Source organism: Brevibacterium sanguinis (assembly GCF_003315415.1).
GTDB lineage: Bacteria > Actinomycetota > Actinomycetes > Actinomycetales > Brevibacteriaceae > Brevibacterium > Brevibacterium celere_A.
Map to the genome: position 1 here is coordinate 34,324 of NZ_QNSB01000005.1, position 16,762 is coordinate 51,085.

Below are 16,762 nucleotides of genomic sequence, written 5' to 3' on the forward strand. Positions count from 1 at the left end.
GCGACGAAGGGCCAGTGAGTGAGACAACCAGCACCTGCGTCTGAAGCCGGGGAGCTTCGGTCGTGATCGCAACGATTATCGCACTTGGCGCTCTCGTCGCTCTCACCCCCTTCCTCACCATGCTCATGGGCCGCGCCAGCGGCTGGGTGCTCGGAATCGCCTATCTCGCCGTCGCCGGCCTCTTCACTCCCACCGCCGCCGAGGTGATGGCCGGGGGCACCCCCGAGCAGACCTACGAGTGGATCCCTTCCCTCGGCGTCGACCTCGCGCTCCGCGCCGACGGCCTCGGCGTCGTCTTCACCTTCATCGCGCTGATCATCGGCGCCGTCGTCTTCTTCTACTCGACAGGCTATCTGCCGAAGGGGACGAACACGAGCTTCTACTGGCTGATGGTGATCTTCACGTTCTCGATGGTCGGTCTCGTGCTCACCAATGACCTGCTCGTGCTCTTCGTGTGCTGGGAGCTGACCTCGCTCGCCTCGTTCTTCCTCATCGCCCGCTCGGGCTCACCGGGACAGGCCCCGGCACTGCGGACGATGCTCATGACGTTCATCGGCGGACTCACCCTCCTCGTGGCCACCGGCGTGACGATCGCCGCGACCGGGACGACCAACCTCCAGGAGGCCCTGGCGTCGCCGGTCTGGGCGCAGTCGCCGACGGTCACGACACTCGTCGCGGTCCTCGTCGCCGTCTCCGGGATGACGAAGTCGGCCCAGTTCCCGTTCCACTCCTGGCTGCCGGATGCGATGGCCGCCGCGACCCCGGTCTCGGCCTACCTCCACGCCGCCGCGGTGGTCAAGGCCGGCATCTTCCTCATGCTCCGGTTCTCACCCGCCTTCCACGAGGTCGCGATCTGGAACACGATCCTCATCGTCGCCGGCCTCGTCACCGCCTGCCTCGGCGGATGGTTCGCCCTCAACCAGTTCGACCTCAAGAAGCTCATGGCCTTCTCCACGGTCTCGCAGCTGGGGCTCATCACGGCGGCGATCGGCGTGGGAACGGAAGCGGCCCTGGCCGCGGCGGTGCTGCATGTCATGGCCCACGCCCTGTTCAAGTCCGGGCTGTTCATGATGGTCGGCGTCGTCGACCACCTCGCCGGCACCCGGGAGCTCACCCGCATCCCGCGGCTGGCCGGCGTCGCCCCTGCGGCGTTCGCGGTGATGATCATCGGCTGCGCGTCGATGGCTGGGATCCCGCCGCTGTTCGGATTCGTGTCGAAGGAGTCGATCTTCACGGGTCTGCTGTCGGCGCCGGGAGCGCCGTGGGTCGGGTGGCTGGCACTGGCGGTCGCGGCGGGCGCCTCGGTGCTCACCTTCGCCTACTGCGCGAAGAGCGTGTGGGGAGCGTTCATCGACGGCAAGCCGGTCGAGCGCGCCGATCTCGGTCACGGATCGGCGGTCATGCTCATCTTCGCGGGACTGCCCATCGTCGCCTCGGTGCCCCTGAGCTTCCTGCTCGGCGTCTTCGACCATCCGCTCGACCGCGCGGTCGCCGCGGCGGTGCCGGACCCGACCTCCCACGTCCATCTCTCCCTGTGGCACGGCTTCACCGCCGAGCTCATCGCCTCGCTGCTCATCATCGGCGTCGGCGTCGTCATCATCCTCAACCGCTCGAAGGTGTTCGCGTTCTTCCACCGGGCGAGGCCGAAGTTCGACGGCGCGGACGTCATCTCGGGCATCGACGCCGGGCTGCGCCGCATCGGCACGGGGCTGTCGGTGTTCGTCCGGCCCGTCAACGCAGGACCCTACGTCGCGGTCTCCCTCGGCGGTCTGGCGGTCCTCGCCTTCGCCTCGGTGCCGGCGATCGCCGCCGACCTGCCGCCCGAGCAGTCGAACCTCTCGCGGCCCATCGACGCGGTGCTGCTCGTGCTCGTCACCATCGCCGTGCTCGTCGTCTGCGTCTCCCATTCGCGGCTGACGACGGTCGTGGCGCTGTCGGCCGTGGGGATCCTCGCGACCGTCCAGATACTCGCGCTCGGCGCCCCCGACGTCACGCTCACGCAGCTGCTCGTCGAGGCGATGACGATCATCGTCATCATGCTCGTGCTCCAGAAGCTGCCACGCTCGTTCTGGCGCTATCCCAAGCGGGTGCAGAGCACGCGGATCATCTTCGCGGTCTGCGTCGGCGCGGCGGTCACCCTGCTCACCTTCGTCCTCAACGGACGCCGAGAGCGCTCCGACCTCGCCATGTACTACATCGACGAGGCCCCGGTCATCAGCGGGGGCAGCAACATCGTCAACACGATCCTCGTCGAGTTCCGCGCCCTGGACACCCTCGGCGAGCTCACCGTGCTCGGCATGGCGGGGATCGCGATCGTCGCCGTGATGTCGACGGTCAAGGACAAGTTCCTCGATCCGCCGGCGGAGAACATCCCGGAACCGCCGAGGCGCGCGTGGGTCGCGATCCGCCCCAAGGGGACCACCGCCTACCGCGCGGTCCACGAGTCCTGGCCCAACGTCATCCCGCAGCAGCTGACGATCAAGGTGCTCGGCCCTCTGCTGGCCGTCTCCTCGGCCCTGATCTTCTGGCGTGGGCACAACGAGCCCGGGGGCGGCTTCATCGCCGCTCTCGTCGGCTCGGCGGTCATCGGACTGCTCTACATGTCCACGGCCAAGGACCGGGCGATCGGACGGCCCCGGGCCCCCCTCTACCTCATCGGGTGCGGAGTGGCCATCGCCGTCGTCACCGGCTTCATCGGCCTCGTCCTCGCCGGGTCGTTCCTCGAACCACTCCACGGCTACCTCTTCGGCCAGCACTTCACCACGTCGATGCTCTTCGATGTCGGCGTCTATCTCGCGGTACTCGGCCTCATCCTGCTCTCCTTCAACCTCCTCGGCGTCTCCGACTCCGCGGCGACGCCGGCCGGCGACGACGTCCTCACCAACGGGATCATCCACCGGGACGTCGAGCTCACCCGCGAACGCGCCGACGAGGTGCTCTACGGGGAGCTCTCGGGCCCCCTCGACTCCATCCGCGGAGAGCGGCCCGCGCAGAGTGCATCGAGGCGCGAGCGGGTCAAGGACGAGAAGGTGACCTGGCGCTCCTCGCACATCCTCCACGGGGATGCGCCGCCGGAGCCGTCACGAACCGCCCGAGACCAGCCGACCGAGAAGCAGGAGGAGATGCGATGATCCTCGCCCTGACGATCGGCGTCCTCACCGCGGGTGGGGTGTACCTCATGCTCCAGCGGTCGATGGTCCGCGCGGTCTTCGGACTCACGCTGGTCTCGCACGCCGCGAACTTCATCCTGCTCACCGCCGGCGTCAGCGCCTGGCGCGTCGAGCCGCTGTCCGACCGCGGCGACCAGTCCCTGGCCGCCGACCCGCTGCCGCAGGCGTTCGTCCTCACCGCGATCGTCATCACGCTGGCGGTGACGATCTTCATGCTCGCCCTGGCCGTGCTCGGCCACGACGACGACCAGAAGCGCGCACCGGAGACAGGGGAGGTCCGCGAATCGTGAATCCCGCGTTCCTGCTCCTCCTCATCGGCATCCCGCTGCTGGCGTCCGCGCTCAGCGTGCTCATCACCTCCCGGACCGTCGACAGGGTCCTGCTCCTCGCGGCCCCCGCGATCGTCGGCGCCGGCGGAGTGTGGCTGCTCGTCATCCACCGTGACGTCCCCGTCATCGCCCACTCCGTGGGAGGCTTCGTGCCGGGGCTGGCGATCCCGTTCGTCTCCGACACCTTCACCGCCCTGATGCTGGTGCTCACCTCGCTGACGGCGCTCGTCAGCTGCCTCTTCCTCATCAGCACCGGCGAGGACCAGTACCGCTTCGTGCCCGCCCTCATCCTCATGATGCTCACCGGCGTCTATGGGGCGCTGCTCACGGGAGACCTGTTCAACTACTTCGTCTTCATCGAGGTCATGGTCCTGCCCGCCTACGCGCTCATCGCGGTCACCGGCACCTGGCGCCGCCTCGGCGTGGGTCGCATGTACGTCATCGTCAACCTGCTCACCTCGACGTTCCTGCTCGTCGGCGTCGGTTTCGTCTACGGGGCCACCGGCACGGTCAACCTCGCGTTCCTCGCTCAGATGGGCACTCCGACCGGGCAGGGGGCGTTGGCCATCGGCGTCGTCCTCCTCTCGCTCGTCATCAAGGCCGGAGGCGCTCCCTTCCACGGCTGGCTCGTGCGCAGCTATCCGAACACCTCGGCGGGGATGATGGCCCTGTTCACCGGGCTGCACTCCAAGGTCGCCCTCTACGCGATCTACCGCGTCTACACGACCGTCTACGGTGAGCCGGCCCCCTGGGCGGCGGTCATCGTCATCCTCGCCGTGGTCAGCATCCTCCTCGGTTCGCTGTCCGGGTTCGGCCAGAACCGGGTCCGCAACGTCTTCGCCTTCCAGATGACGGCGGGCGTCGGCCACATCCTCCTCGGCGTCGCCCTCGTGACCTCGGCCGCGCTGAGCGCGGGAGCGTTCTACCTCATCCATCACATGATCACGATGTGCGGGCTCCTCCTCGTCATCGGCGCCGTCGAGCAGACCTACGGCACCGGGTCCTTCCGGAAGCTCTCGGGGCTCGCCGGACGGGAGAGGTGGGCGACGGTGCTGATGATCCTCGGCCTGTTCTCGCTCATCGGGCTGCCGCCGACCTCGGGGCTGTGGGGGAAGGTCGGGCTGATCACCGCCGCGACCGCTGATCAGTCGGCCGCCGGCTGGTGGCTGGTCGCCGCGATCGTCCTCGGCTCGCTCGTCAGTCTGCTCGCCCTGCAGCGCACGTGGCGGAACACCTTCTGGGGCCATCCGATGCAGACCTACCGGCCCGACTCGGCCGAGACCGGGCGTGCCCCGGCCGTGCCGGTCACCCCGGACGTCCGGGTGCCCGCGAAGCTGCTCGTGCCTGGCACGATCCTCATCGGGCTGTCCGTGGCGATCTTCCTCCAGCCCGAGATCCTGCTCGAGATCACCGGTCGTGCCGCGGACGGCCTCCTCGATCACCGGGCCTACGTCGAGGCGGTGACCCAGCCATGATGCGGATCCTCCACGGAATCTCCTACGTCCTCTACATCACCTGGGCGATCATCACCGGGTCGATGACGATCATCACCCGGCTCTTCCGGGTTGGCCGTCCCTACGCCCAGCCGATGATCGTCGAGGTGCCCCTGCGCTGCGCCACCGATCTCGAGGTCACCCTCTTCGCCTCGTCGATCACGATCACCCCGGGCACCTTGGTGACCGCGATCGCCGCGGGCACCTCGACGACTCCTCCCGTCCTCTTCGTCCACGCCCTGTTCGAGGAGTCGGAGGAGACGGCACTGGAGGGCCTCTACGACATGGAATCGCGACTGCTCGCGATGACCCGGGGCCGGGGGCCGGCGACGGCGGCGCCCACCGCCGTCAGCGTCGAGCGCTCCGTGCAGTCGGAGAACGCCGTCGAGACGGAGCGGGCGGCGCGGACGAGGGCCGCAGTTGACCAGGAGGACCAGTTATGAGCATCGTCATCTCCATCTGCATTGTCATCCTCGCCGTCGCCATCGTCGTCGGCCTCGTCCGCGTGCTCACGGCCAAGGACATGGGATCGCGGGCGATCGTCGGCGACCTCATCTACTTCTCGTCGATCGGGATCCTCACGTTCATCGGCATGCACGTCTCCTCGTCGATCGTCCTCGACGGGATCTTCCTGTCCTCGATGGTCGGCATCCTCGCCACCATCGCCCTGTCCCGGATCCTCACGAGGGGGTACCGCTGATGAATGACGTCCTCGCCACGACGCTCGTCGGGATCTTCGGGATCACCGGCTCCCTGCTCGTCCTCGGCTCCGCCCTGGCGATGTTCAAGGTCAGGGACGCGCTCTCGCGCATCAATGTGTTCTCGCCCGCGACGGGGCTGGGGATGCCGCTCATCGTCGTCGCGGCGTATGTGTGGACGCTCGACGACAGCGGCTTCGACTGGTCGTCGCTGTTCGTCGCCGTCCTCGCGGTGCTCTGCCTGATCATCGTGTCCTCGGTGGCGAGCAACACCCTCTCCCGCTCGAGCGTGCTCTCCGGTCAGCCCATCCACCGCAAGACCTCGCCCAACCGGCTGGCCACGCCGCCGGCCGGAGTCATCGACGAGGATCCCGACGCCGACCCCGCGCAGCGGGTCGCCGAGGGCTGACGGTCCGCCGCAGGGTCGTCCGCGCAGGCTCGGTGCTCAGGGCGAGCCGGGTCTCAGGTCGGGCTCGGTCTCAGAGCGGGCGGGGTGCTCAGCGCAGCCCGGTCGTGCGCATCGTGATGTTGATCCTGCCCCCGCCGAGGAGGTGGTCCCGGATCGCCTCCGGTGCGGTGTCGGGGACGATCCCCCTCACCCCGTGGTAGGCGAAGCGGGCCGGTCCGCCGAAGACGAAGGCGTCCCCGGAGGCGAGCCGGATGTCCTCGAAGGGACGGTTGCGGCTCCTCGTGTTCCCGAACCGGAAGAGCCCGGTGTCGCCGAGTGAGAGGGAGACGACCGGGGCCGGATCGACCTCGTCCCGGTCCTGGTGCATGCCCATCCGCGCGTGCGCGTCGTAGTGGTTGACGAGCGCGACATCGGGGGAGTAGACCGTGGGGTCGAGACCCCATGCGGCAGGATCGGCCGGCCCTGCCACGGCGCTGGTTGGGCTGCCGGCGGCGTCTGCACTGCCGGCGACAACCTCGGCGGCGGAGGCGACGACCTTCCGTCCCAGCCGCATCATCCATTCGGGGAACGGCAGGACCTGTTCGTCGTTGACGTCGGCGGCACGGCGCTCGTAGCGTCCGGGTCGCCAGTGCCAGCCCAGCCCGATCGTCCGCACGCTCATGGGGTGCCCGGCGATGAGCGTCGAGTGGGGCGGGACCGGCCCGGACCGCCACTCCTCGACCCGGCGCAGGAGCCAGGACTGGGCCTGCGCGTCGAGGAACCCGGGCAGCCAGACGGCCCCGGGCGCGATCACCCGGGGCCGACGGTCGAAGGCGTCATCGGCGAACAGCGCGTCCATGCACTCCGGCCTCAGAGCTCTCCGACCGGGATCGAGGTGTCCTGCAGTCGTGAGGCGGGGACGGACTTCCCGACGAGCGCCCGCAGTTCGTCCGAGCTGTCCCAGATGTTGACGTTCATCGCCGCGGTGACGGTGTCGTCCCTCGTCCAGAACACGATGAACTCGCCGCTCGACTTCTCGCCGCGGATGACGACGTCGTCGTCGGGTGCGGACGTGCCGACGTACTCCATGCCGAGGTCGAACTGGTCGGTGTAGAAGTATGGCTGCCAGTCATAGCTGCGCTGGTGACCGCGGATGGTCGCCGCGGCGACCGCCGCCTGTCGCACCGCGTTGTCCCAGTGCTCGACCCGCAACCGCCGGCCGAGGAGGGTGTTGGGGGCATCGGCGATGTCGCCGATGGCGAGGATGTCCGGGTCGCTGGTGACGAGGTGCTCGTCGACGACGACGCCGTCGTCGACGGTCAGTCCGGCCGCCTCGGCGAGGGACGTCGCGGGGGCGGCGCCGATGCCGATGACGACGAGATCGGCGGGGATCGACCCGTTGTCCGTCTCGACCCCGGACACGGTTCCGGCTCCGGAAAACCCGGTGGTCGTCGCGTCGGTGCGGAAGACGACGCCGTTCCTCGCGTGGAGGTCGGCGAAGTACTGGCCGATCTCCTCACCGAGGGCGGCCCGCAGCGGGGGAGTGGACCGGAGCAGAACGGTGACGGTGCAGCCGTTGACCTTGGCGGCCGCAGCGACCTCGAGCCCGATCCAGCCGCCGCCGATGATGACGACGTTCGCCCCCTCGGCGAAGCGGGCGCGGATGGCCTCGGCGTCGTCGGCGTCGCGAAGGGTGATGACGTTGTCGAGGGCGGCGCCGGGCAGGTCGAGGGCGTGGGGGACCGAGCCGGTGGCGAGGACGAGCTTCTCGTAGCGCAGCGTCTCCCCGCTGCCGAGCTCGACCGTGTGGGCCGCCGCGTCGATTCCGGTGGCGTCGGTACCGAAGTACGTGGTGATGTCGTGTTCGGCGTACCAGCCCTCTTCCTCGAGGCCGAGTTCGGTGGTGTCGGCGCCCTCGACGAGCACCTTCTTCGACAGGTCCGGGCGGTGGTAGGGCGGCAGCGATTCGGAGCCGACGAGGGCGATCGGCTTGTCATAGCCCTGCTCTCGGAGCTCCTTGACGACGTGGCCGCCGCCGATTCCCGCTCCGATGACCACTGTCCCGAATTCCTGCGCCATTGCACGTGCCTCCATATCGATGGTTTCCCCCAAGACTGGACCGCCGGTCGTGGGCGAGTCAAACGAGTGTCGCCAGGTGACATCGCCGAGGCGGGTCAGCGGCGGTTCTCGCGTGGAGGGGCGAACGCCGGCTGGAGGACGGCATCGATGTGGTGGGCGGCGCGGGAGGGATCGAGGCGGCCCGCCGAGATCTCCTCAGCGGCGGCATTCATCACGGTGTGGGCCGTGGCGAGCAGCCAGTGCAGCGGCAGATCGGTGCGGAACGCGCCTTCGCCCTGCCCGCGTTGGAGCAGGGCGCGCATCCGGTCCTCGGCCTTCTCATGGAGGTCCCGGATGCGTCCGGCCGAGAGCTCCTTCTGGGCGGCCGCGAGCAGTCCGCGCGCCTGCTCGATGAGCGTCCAGCTCGAGGCGATGAGCCGGGTGAGGGCCTCCGAGGGCTCACCGTCGAGAGGGACCGCGGAGAGGACCTCGTCGCCGCGGTCGAGAGTGTCGACGACGGCCGCCTCGATGAGCTCGGCCCGGGTCGGGAAGTGCCCGTACAGCGTCATCCGGCCCACACCCGCCTCGGCGGCGATGTCGGCGATCGAGGCGTCGGGGTTCCTCCGCAGCGCGATCGGGGTCGCCGCGAGGATCGCGAGGCGATTGCGCTGCGCATCAGCCCGCCTGCGCCCTGGGCGGGCGGCCGTTCCTGGTTCGCCCAAGCTGCCTCACCGCTCCCTGGACGTCGGTCTGAATCGCAGGACGAGGGCTCCCGAGCGCAGCTCATGGCGGTCGACGAGTTCGAGCTCGATGCGTTCCCGCAGTCCGGCCATGAGTGTGGGGCCGGAGCCGGCGAGGACGGGCTGGACGACGAACTCGTACTCGTCGATGAGGCCGAGGTCGGCCAGCGCCCGGGGGAGCGTGACGCCTCCGACCCACAGGTCGTCGCCGGGTTCGGCCTTGAGGCGTTCGATCGCGGGGCCGAGGTCGCCCGTGACCAGATCGGCGTTCCAATCCGCCTTGGTCAGCGTGCTCGACACGACGTGCTTCTCCGCCCGGTCGATCGCCTCGGCGAAGGGCTGCTCCCATTCGCTCATCCAGTCGGGCCAGACGCCGGAGGCGGGCCTCCGCCACGCCGCCTCCATCATCTCGTAGGTCACGCGCCCGAAGAGCAGAGCACCGGCGCGCTCCATCTCGGCTGTCCAGTGGCGCATCGACTCCTCGTCCGGCGGGAGACCCGCCTCGTGATGGCAGCAGCCATCGAGGGTGACGTTGATCGAGTACCGCAGCTGTCTCATGGTCGTTCGGTCCTTCGCGGAGGTGGGGGCGGGAGGAGGGAATGGTGCGGTCGGGCCGATCAGTCCGATCTCGTACATGGTGGTACGAGATAGCATAGACCGGAAAGCCGCCGGTGTCACTGGTCGGATGGGAACCCCCTGAGGCCCGGGGCGCCGTGGATTCTCCGGGGACACAGCGGTTTTGAAATTCCCCCGTGCTCCGGCGTAGAGTGATGTCGGTCAGGGGCTATAGCTCAGTTGGTAGAGCGCTTCGTTCGCAATGAAGAGGTCAGGGGTTCGATTCCCCTTAGCTCCACGTTGTGATGTGTCGCGACATCGTTCCTACGATATCGCGGCACATTTCTCATTTCCGGACCGGTATGTCTCGCGACATCGTTCCGGTTTTCTTCCGCCTGTCTCGCGTCATCGTTCCGGTGATGTCTCACGACATCGTTCCCTCTCGTTTCTTCGCTTGGTACCCCTTCCCGGGATCGATGGTGTGTTAGGCGATGATCTCTCCCGCCGCTCGGTCGATGAACATGGTGTCGTTGCCGTGGACCAGGACGAGAACCTCTTTGCGCGCCCAGGCCCGACCGATCCCTAGATGCCGCATGCATCCGGCGAACCGCAACGAGACTTTCCCATCACCATCGACTCTGTCGTAGCGGATCCGCCAGATCCGGCTGTCGAGGTCGATGACGGGTCCCGCCTTGGGCAGTGCTGCGTAGGCGGCGTCGGGGGTGCGCCGACCGATCGCTCGGTGAGGTCGTTGCGTGTTGTAGACGTGCCGGAACTTAAGGAGTTGGGTTGCGAGTTCCTCGAGAGAGTCGACGCGCCCGTCACCGGTCAGCCATCTCTTCAGTGTCTGGTGGAAGCGTTCGATCTTTTCCTGGGTGGTGGGGTGGTTGGGTCTGCCGTTCTTCTGCTCGATATGCAGGTCAGCGAGGAGGTGTTCGAACCCGTTCGGTTGGGCGTGGGTGCCGTCCTTACCACTAGCCAGACGAGTCGAGGGGGCACCTCCCGCTTGCGGGGGAGAGACCATGCCGTTGTCGGTCAGAGTCGCGGCGGGTGGCCCGTACTCGTCCATGGTGGTGATGAACATGTCGACGACGATGGGCCCGGTGACTCGGGAGTGGGGGCTGATGTGGAGGAGTTTGCGGGAGTGATCGTCAAGTGAAGTAGTCGTAGGCGACGCCCTGATGGTTCCGCGGCCGCTCGAACATGAGCCGCTTCCCGCAGGGGCAGTTGATCGAGCCTTTGAGGTAGTGGTCGTACTTCTGGGCTTGTCGCCAACGACGTGGTTCTGCCGCAGGATGGTCTGCACCTGATCGAACGTCTCCGGCGTAACGAGCGAATCGTGCGTGCCGGGGTAGGTCACGTCGCGGAAGGTGACGGTGCTCTGATAGTAGGGATTCACCTGACGAACGCCATCGAGCAGGATGCCTCCGGCGGCCTGCACCTACTCGAGTTCCTGTTCGCGTACAACGCCCTCAAGATGCTCTGGCTCGGACCCTTGAGCCTCATCCGCCTGGTCCATGTCCGTACCCGCGAGCACGTTCTCCGCCGCGTAGAAAACCGCGCCGCTCGGGCAGATCACGCGCCTGCCGAGCGGGAGCTGGCGAGGGTGGGAGGCGCAGCATGAAGACCGTGCTCTTCCGCCGTAGCGAGACGGAAAACCCCACCTGGCTGGACGACCAGGAAGCCGACTGTCGCCGATACGCCGCCGAACACGACCTGACCGTCACCGACACCTTCTTCGACATCGGCCGCACGGGCGTCGGACTTGACGCAGTGATCGACGCCGCCGACCACGATGATGTCGGCGTGGTGATCGTCACCGACCTCGCCCGCCTCGGCAGCCGCATCACCGACCAATTCGCCGTCGTGCAGCGCCTTCACGACGCGGGCGTCGACATCCACGTCACGAAGGAATGCGCGACGAACGGCACCTACGACTCGCTCTTGCTCGGAGCTATGCAGGTATACGCCAAAGTCAACCACCCTAAAGACGGATAAACGCAAGTTCGCACAAGTATTCGCTTTGCCTTCACAACCCGTTCGACTTTCATTTCATCGCGCTCGGTGTGGGTCGGTTTCCGCGTACAACAGCAACGATGGCGCTCGCTGTGATTCTCTGCGAAGCATCACGGCGATGAGTGACCCATACGGATTCGGTGACGTGCGGTGTGCCGCCCGAGTGGTCAGTAAGGTCGAGCACGAGTAGCTGTCCGAACGGCTGGTTCGTCGATTGGTACTCCAGAGCCTGTGCCAGATAGGCAGATTCGATGCTCTCCTTTCTGGCGTCGGCAAGTTCGCGCTTCACCTCGGTCACGTAGCGCTGCGCACCATCAAAGGTGACGATCACGTCGGCACGGCCGATGGCAACGTTGGAGTGCTCAAGGCCTACCCGGCCTGCCAGTTCCGTACCGCTCAGGTACTCAGCGAAGTGTTCCTGCACTTTGGTTTCGAGTGGAGCCGGATGGTCCGCATCAATCGGCAACGTGTAGGGCTGTCTATTGTCTCCGACATAGACGAGAAAACGTAGCGTGTTCAGAATAAGCAACGAGAAGCTCGATTTGACTGATCCTGTGAACGTCGGGTTGTTCGAGAGTTCGGCCATCAGGGACGCGGTGAGTTCTGAGACAAGCTCGTTTGTCGGACGGTCGCCTGCAAACGTACCGACGAACGTCTGATGCGCTGACTCTTCCAGCGCCGCCCGCTTGTCGTCGGGGAGTTCGCTGATCATACCGGCGGCGGGCCCGAGAAGAGCGTGCAAGTATGGCTCGCTTTGGGAGTCCTCCTCAGAGTCATCATCGGACTCGCGTGGAGCCGACCGTGCCTGGTGCGCGAGATCCGCGAGTTCGTAGATTTCGTTCGCAAGCATTGGGTTGTCCCGCGCCCGATCAACTTCTACCGCTCTTTGTAGTTGGTGTGCCATCGCGTGGCGAGTGGCAAGATCGTTGACAATTCTAGGTTGGATGACGGCATGAATAGTGTGCAGGTCGCTGAACTGCCGGTCCGCTTCGTAGACCTTGGTAATCGCCGCAACGGCGGCCCAGGTATCCAGGAATGTGTCATCGGAGAAGTGCTCCAGAGCGCTCTCAAGGTGCCATGCAAGCGATGTCCAGGCGAGTCCCGCGGCTTGCCCGGCAAGAATCTTGTCACGGCTATGCATGCCGTGGAGCAGGATCGCCCGACGATTGGCCGTTTCGCGGGCCGAGAGCGCGGCGGACCGAAGCCCCTGCTCATCGTCCTCGTGGAATGCGACGATCGCACGGCAGCTAGATGCGAACGCCTGTGCGTCGCTTCTGTCCTCAGTCTTGGAGGCGAGGACTTCGAACCGTTCGTGCGCGTGCCGGATCCGTTCGAGCAGCTCCTGCTGATCTTGCACTTCGAGCGCCTGTCGAAGTTGTTGCAGTGCACGCTCGTATGCCGCATCGTCTGAACCGCGAGCCGTCAGCATATCGAGTGTGGCCGCGAACCGTCGCTGCTCGGCTTCGGTCGTCCATAGGTCGACGGCAACCCCAATCGCGCGGGCGAGCGGATCGTCGAATTCTCGTGGGAGGTCGTCGACAGGCTGAGTGAGAATGTCCAGTACGCGATACGGCGCGTGGCCCGTCGTGGCGACGACGTCGAGCACTATGTTCAGCCTCAGGCCCGCGAGGAGCGGCTGCGTCGCGATGAGGTTAAGGGTTGGGAGCAGCACGTCGTGCAACGTGGGACCGATGATGTCCAACGTGTCGTCGCCCAGGAGGAAATCGGCCGATTCTCGGAGGGCGAGGTAGCTCTGCTGGGAACCAAGCCCCTCTGCAAAGCGTCTCAGTGTTGCTCGCCACGCCTCCGAGCGACTATCTGAGTTGAGTTCGCGGACGATGGCGTCGGCGACGAGTGGTGCGTAGGGGCCAGCCGCGAGTTCCGCGGCCTCGGTCGCGATCTCATCAACGGACCCGATGGTCTGAAGGTCTACAACGCCATCCGAGGCGACTACTTCACCCAGCCGCTCTGCGAGGGACATGACTGTTCCGATCTGTTGTGAGATTCCGTTCGGGCTAGAAGATCGCGGTCTTGCCCGGATCGGGTTCGATTGTCGCAGTCACCCCCGACACTTGAGCCGCGAGTGATCGGTCGGCTGTGGTCACGAAAATCTGGAGTTCGGGTTCTTCGGCGGCAGCTGTGACAAGGCCTTCCAGAAGAATTCGGGCATGATCGTCTTGGACTTCCTCGGCCTTCAGGCTGTCGAGCAGTAGCAGGCCCGGATGTCCAGCGATTCCCCGGTCCCGAGCGAGACGTAGCAGGGAGACGACCAGCGCATACCGCAGACGCAGTCGTTCGCCAGGACTCTGCGAGGAGAAGCTCGACGTGGCACCCCCACCCTTAGTGACATCCATAGTGCCGTTCGCCTTTATCCGTACGCTTTCGAGTTCGCTGATACCGAAGGCCACTCCGAATTTTAAAGTCGCGGCACTAAGATCCTTATACAGTTCCGTGCTGAACTGCTTGATCTCTTCGCGCAGGATGCTGTCGGCCGCCGCGAGAACTACCTGAGCGACCGGGGGGTCAACTGGTTCCGGTTGCAGCTGCTCCAATGCCTGCACGACAGCCTGCGCGGCCGCGAGTTCGTGCTCAGCCTCTAGCCGTGCGGTGGCCTGACGGGCAGCCTGAGCATGACCGATCCGCTCGTCAAGCCTGTTGAGGTCTTTCTGCGCTTCAGCGAGTTGTGTCTCAGATGCACTGCGCGCGGCAGCAAGCGCACCCTCCGCGGCCCGCGTTGCGACGAGTGCATCGACAGCGCATTGTTCACGTTCCGCATAGTCGTCGTCTTCGGTAGCAAGCGGTGCATCGCAGACGGCGCACTGATGGTATTCATGTTCACGCTGCTTGCGCTCACTTTTGATCGGCTCCTCGCATCGCGGGCAATGCTTTGGATCAAGGCCGTGGAAGAGAGCGCTGGCTGCGGCGGACTCACGCAATCCGTTAAGAGCCTTCTCATCGGCGATGCGCGACTGCTGCGCCTCAACGTAGGCGGACGTTGCGGCTTCAGCCGCTTGCCGCGCGTCGATAACTCTTTTCGACGCGTCCGACGCGAGTTCGATCAGGTCTTGGAGGCTCTCCGCGGGAGTCTGTGCTTGCAGATCGGCTAACTGTTCCTCGGCCTTCGCCTGGCGCTGCTCCGCGAAGTCGAGCTGGTGGGCGATAGAGTCGCGCGCGTCACGGTGGCGTCGTTGCTCGGCCTTGTGCTCACTGTCAAGCCGCTTGGCCAATGCAGAAACCCGCATGGCGCGTGTCGCGTCAGGCATGTCAAGGAACACCTGCATGAGCCTGACCGGGAGGTAATCGCTGGCGGTGCTGCCCAGAAGCACTTTGTCGGCACCGGACGGCGGGTAGATTGCTCCGTAGTAGGCGGGCCAGCCGTGCGACTTGATGGTGCCGGCTTCATCGTCGTTTTTCGCCTTGTTGAACACTTGGATCGCGTCAAGGCCCAGTTGAGACATCATGAATGTCCCGACGACTTCCGCCCATTCTTCGTCGCTCTGCGCGCGCGCAAGATCGGTGACACCATGAGCGACGTCGTCGTCGCTGAGTGCAAGCTTGTCCGGTGTGCCGGCAAGGATTCTTGCACCGATAATGTGCGAGTCATCAAACCGCAGACGCAAGCCGATGGATTGGCCGTTGAGGTGCATGTCCAGGGATGCGGAGGTCAGCCACGACAAGACGTCCGACTGTAGGTCTCGCGGCTCACCTCGGATCAAGAGAGTCAGCAACTCCAGGATGGTCGTCTTGCCGCGCAGGTTGTCGGCGGAGATCACGATCACGCCGACAGGAAAGACAAAAGTTCGATCAAAATCGCCCGGTTCTACGTCGCCGGCCTTCGCCCCACGGATACGGAGTCGGTCGACTCTCAGGCTGCGGTGCTGGCGGCTCGGACTTGCGAGAGTCATGCCATAGTCGTTCAGGATCTGTAAGACGGTGTCTTCACTGCTTTCCGCACTCTCCGCTATGCGCTGAATCAGGTTTGGATTCTCCGTCATCGAGTTTCCCTTTGTTTCTGGGTATTGAGCAATCCTTGCAGGCGAGCTCGCGCGCGGTCGGCGATTCCGACGATTCGCGTGCCAAGTTCGGCGCCGGCGTACTCAGGCTGCAGGTATTGAATATCGCGTAGCGCGCTACCCCGCCGACCGCCCGCGAGGTCTGCGACGAGTTTGGACCGCTCTACGTAATACGCAAGTTCCGGTACAGAAGTCACGATTTGCTGTGCTGCGTCGCGTCCAGCATTCGTGAGGTAGTAGTCGTGCTGGGTGGTGTGGCCAGGAATGCCTTGCCGGCGAAGAATGATGAGCCCGGGCGTACTGAGCACCGAGAGGGCCTCATCGAGCGGTTCGTAGGCACCGAACAGGTAGCGGAGCATCTGATAGGAGCGGACTTCGGGTTCATCGCTCTCAAGGATCTGGCGCGCGAGTTCGAGATCGTCATTGTTGCCGGTGCTCTCGAAACGTGTGAGGAGTTCGTCTGCAAGATAGTCCGGGTTCCGGAGCCAGAAGTCCAACTTCTGTAGGAGCACTTGCGAGCGCAGCACTGCGACCGCTTCGGCAGGGGCGTCAGCCGGACTGGGGCTCGCAAGCGGGTCCGCGGCAGCGGCGATGAGGAGGAGAAGACGGACGGCGTCCTGGAACACACTAGTTGTGCGCCCATCAGCGACATCCGCGAACTTCACCATACGACTGAGTTTATCGGTGTGCCAGACTATCGCGGTTGTGCGGCGCGCCGTAGTGCCACCAGGTGACGCGTCAGCCAGCCGGTCCCGGCTCCTCGGTTCTCCTACGGCGCTTCGGCGATCGACCCGGGACCTGGTACAACGGCTCTTCTCGTGCTGAGCCGTCATCTCAACCTCAGGCGAGCCGTCACCCATCGTGCCCTCCCGCTCCACACAACACATCTCGCTACCCGAAGCGGAGGGATGGCACGACTTACCGTTGGCGGCCATGAGGGTCGCGGAGCGCGACACCTGCACGGAGCAAGCTCGCTCGTACCGTGCTTGCATTGAGGCCGATCCGCGCGCCGACTCTGGCCAGTGACTCGCCCTGTTCGTAACGGCGTCGCATCTCCAGTACCTGCTCGGCCGACGGTTGCTCACCACGTAGCCGGACCTCTCGATCCCGCAGACGCTCAGCGAGCCGCTGCCGACTCACGCCCAGATCTCTAGCGATCATCCGCAGAATCTCGTCGCCCGCATACCGGCGTTCCGCCTCATCCAGCATCTCCGCTGTTAACCGCGGAACCGGACGCGGGAGCGCCCGCAAGGATGCCGACTCCGCCGCTGCCGACCTGCGCCGCCGACGGATCGCGCGGTG

General features: G+C 65.9%; 15 protein-coding genes and 1 tRNA gene. 8 read left to right on the plus strand and 8 right to left on the minus strand.

Annotated features, from left to right (window positions below; genetic code table 11):
- Window positions 1-62 precede the first annotated feature (62 nt).
- Genes DFO65_RS08220 through DFO65_RS08245 form a run of 6 tightly spaced genes read left to right on the plus strand, consistent with a single transcriptional unit; the run spans window position 63 to window position 6,099 of the window.
- Window positions 63-3,131: a DUF4040 family protein gene (locus tag DFO65_RS08220; RefSeq protein ID WP_113903956.1), complete on the plus strand. Its 3,069-nt coding sequence runs from the start codon at window positions 63-65 to the stop codon at window positions 3,129-3,131.
- Entirely contained in the window at window positions 3,128-3,460 is a 333-nt protein-coding gene (locus DFO65_RS08225; protein ID WP_113903957.1) for a sodium:proton antiporter, read from the plus strand. Before DFO65_RS08220 ends, DFO65_RS08225 begins: the two co-directional genes overlap by 4 nt.
- The gene (locus tag DFO65_RS08230; RefSeq protein WP_113903958.1) at window positions 3,457-4,974 is read left to right on the plus strand and encodes a monovalent cation/H+ antiporter subunit D family protein; all 1,518 of its coding nucleotides are present in this window, start codon (window positions 3,457-3,459) and stop codon (window positions 4,972-4,974) included. Before DFO65_RS08225 ends, DFO65_RS08230 begins: the two co-directional genes overlap by 4 nt.
- Complete coding sequence (locus DFO65_RS08235; protein ID WP_245940554.1) at window positions 4,971-5,435, plus strand: Na+/H+ antiporter subunit E; 465 nt, start codon at window positions 4,971-4,973, stop codon at window positions 5,433-5,435. The genes DFO65_RS08230 and DFO65_RS08235 overlap by 4 nt, the downstream gene beginning before the upstream one ends.
- Complete coding sequence (locus DFO65_RS08240) at window positions 5,432-5,692, plus strand: transporter (protein ID WP_113903959.1); 261 nt, start codon at window positions 5,432-5,434, stop codon at window positions 5,690-5,692. The genes DFO65_RS08235 and DFO65_RS08240 overlap by 4 nt, the downstream gene beginning before the upstream one ends.
- Window positions 5,692-6,099 (plus strand): cation:proton antiporter, encoded by a 408-nt coding sequence (locus DFO65_RS08245; RefSeq protein ID WP_113903960.1) that lies wholly within the window; start codon window positions 5,692-5,694, stop codon window positions 6,097-6,099. Before DFO65_RS08240 ends, DFO65_RS08245 begins: the two co-directional genes overlap by 1 nt.
- 88 nt (window positions 6,100-6,187) lie before the next feature.
- Here DFO65_RS08245 and DFO65_RS08250 read toward each other — a convergent pair whose 3' ends face one another.
- The 4 genes from DFO65_RS08250 to DFO65_RS08265 form a co-directional block, all read right to left on the minus strand.
- Window positions 6,188-6,937, minus strand: a complete 750-nt coding sequence (locus tag DFO65_RS08250; RefSeq protein WP_113903961.1) for an alpha-ketoglutarate-dependent dioxygenase AlkB — start codon at window positions 6,935-6,937, stop codon at window positions 6,188-6,190.
- An 11-nt stretch (window positions 6,938-6,948) separates the two neighbouring features.
- Entirely contained in the window at window positions 6,949-8,157 is a 1,209-nt protein-coding gene (locus DFO65_RS08255; RefSeq protein WP_113903962.1) for an NAD(P)/FAD-dependent oxidoreductase, read from the minus strand.
- A 95-nt stretch (window positions 8,158-8,252) separates the two neighbouring features.
- Window positions 8,253-8,858: a TetR/AcrR family transcriptional regulator gene (locus DFO65_RS08260; RefSeq protein WP_113903963.1), complete on the minus strand. Its 606-nt coding sequence runs from the start codon at window positions 8,856-8,858 to the stop codon at window positions 8,253-8,255.
- Between the two features lie 6 nt (window positions 8,859-8,864).
- The gene (locus DFO65_RS08265; protein ID WP_113904243.1) at window positions 8,865-9,434 is read right to left on the minus strand and encodes a dihydrofolate reductase family protein; all 570 of its coding nucleotides are present in this window, start codon (window positions 9,432-9,434) and stop codon (window positions 8,865-8,867) included.
- Between the two features lie 222 nt (window positions 9,435-9,656).
- On the opposite strand from DFO65_RS08265, the gene DFO65_RS08270 reads away from it, so the two are divergent.
- Window positions 9,657-9,729: transfer RNA gene (locus tag DFO65_RS08270), tRNA-Ala, on the plus strand.
- Window positions 9,730-9,915: 186 nt separating this feature from the next.
- Here DFO65_RS08270 and DFO65_RS08275 read toward each other — a convergent pair.
- Window positions 9,916-10,872 (minus strand): integrase core domain-containing protein, encoded by a 957-nt coding sequence (locus tag DFO65_RS08275; RefSeq protein ID WP_113903964.1) that lies wholly within the window; start codon window positions 10,870-10,872, stop codon window positions 9,916-9,918.
- 179 nt (window positions 10,873-11,051) lie between these two features.
- Between DFO65_RS08275 and DFO65_RS08280 the strand changes: the two genes are divergently transcribed.
- Window positions 11,052-11,429 (plus strand): recombinase family protein, encoded by a 378-nt coding sequence (locus DFO65_RS08280; RefSeq protein WP_113903965.1) that lies wholly within the window; start codon window positions 11,052-11,054, stop codon window positions 11,427-11,429.
- A 49-nt stretch (window positions 11,430-11,478) separates the two neighbouring features.
- Here the strand turns inward: DFO65_RS08280 and DFO65_RS08285 are convergent, their stop codons facing one another.
- From DFO65_RS08285 to DFO65_RS08295, 3 genes are read right to left on the minus strand one after another with little or no spacing between them, the layout of a single operon-like run.
- A complete protein-coding gene (locus tag DFO65_RS08285; protein ID WP_113903966.1) occupies window positions 11,479-13,428 on the minus strand; it encodes a hypothetical protein in 1,950 nt (649 codons plus the stop codon).
- Between the two features lie 34 nt (window positions 13,429-13,462).
- Window positions 13,463-15,442, minus strand: coding sequence for an ATP synthase subunit B family protein (locus tag DFO65_RS08290; protein WP_113903967.1), 1,980 nt, complete (start codon window positions 15,440-15,442; stop codon window positions 13,463-13,465).
- Complete coding sequence (locus DFO65_RS08295; protein WP_220151288.1) at window positions 15,439-16,128, minus strand: hypothetical protein; 690 nt, start codon at window positions 16,126-16,128, stop codon at window positions 15,439-15,441. The genes DFO65_RS08290 and DFO65_RS08295 overlap by 4 nt, the downstream gene beginning before the upstream one ends.
- Window positions 16,129-16,762 lie beyond the last annotated feature (634 nt).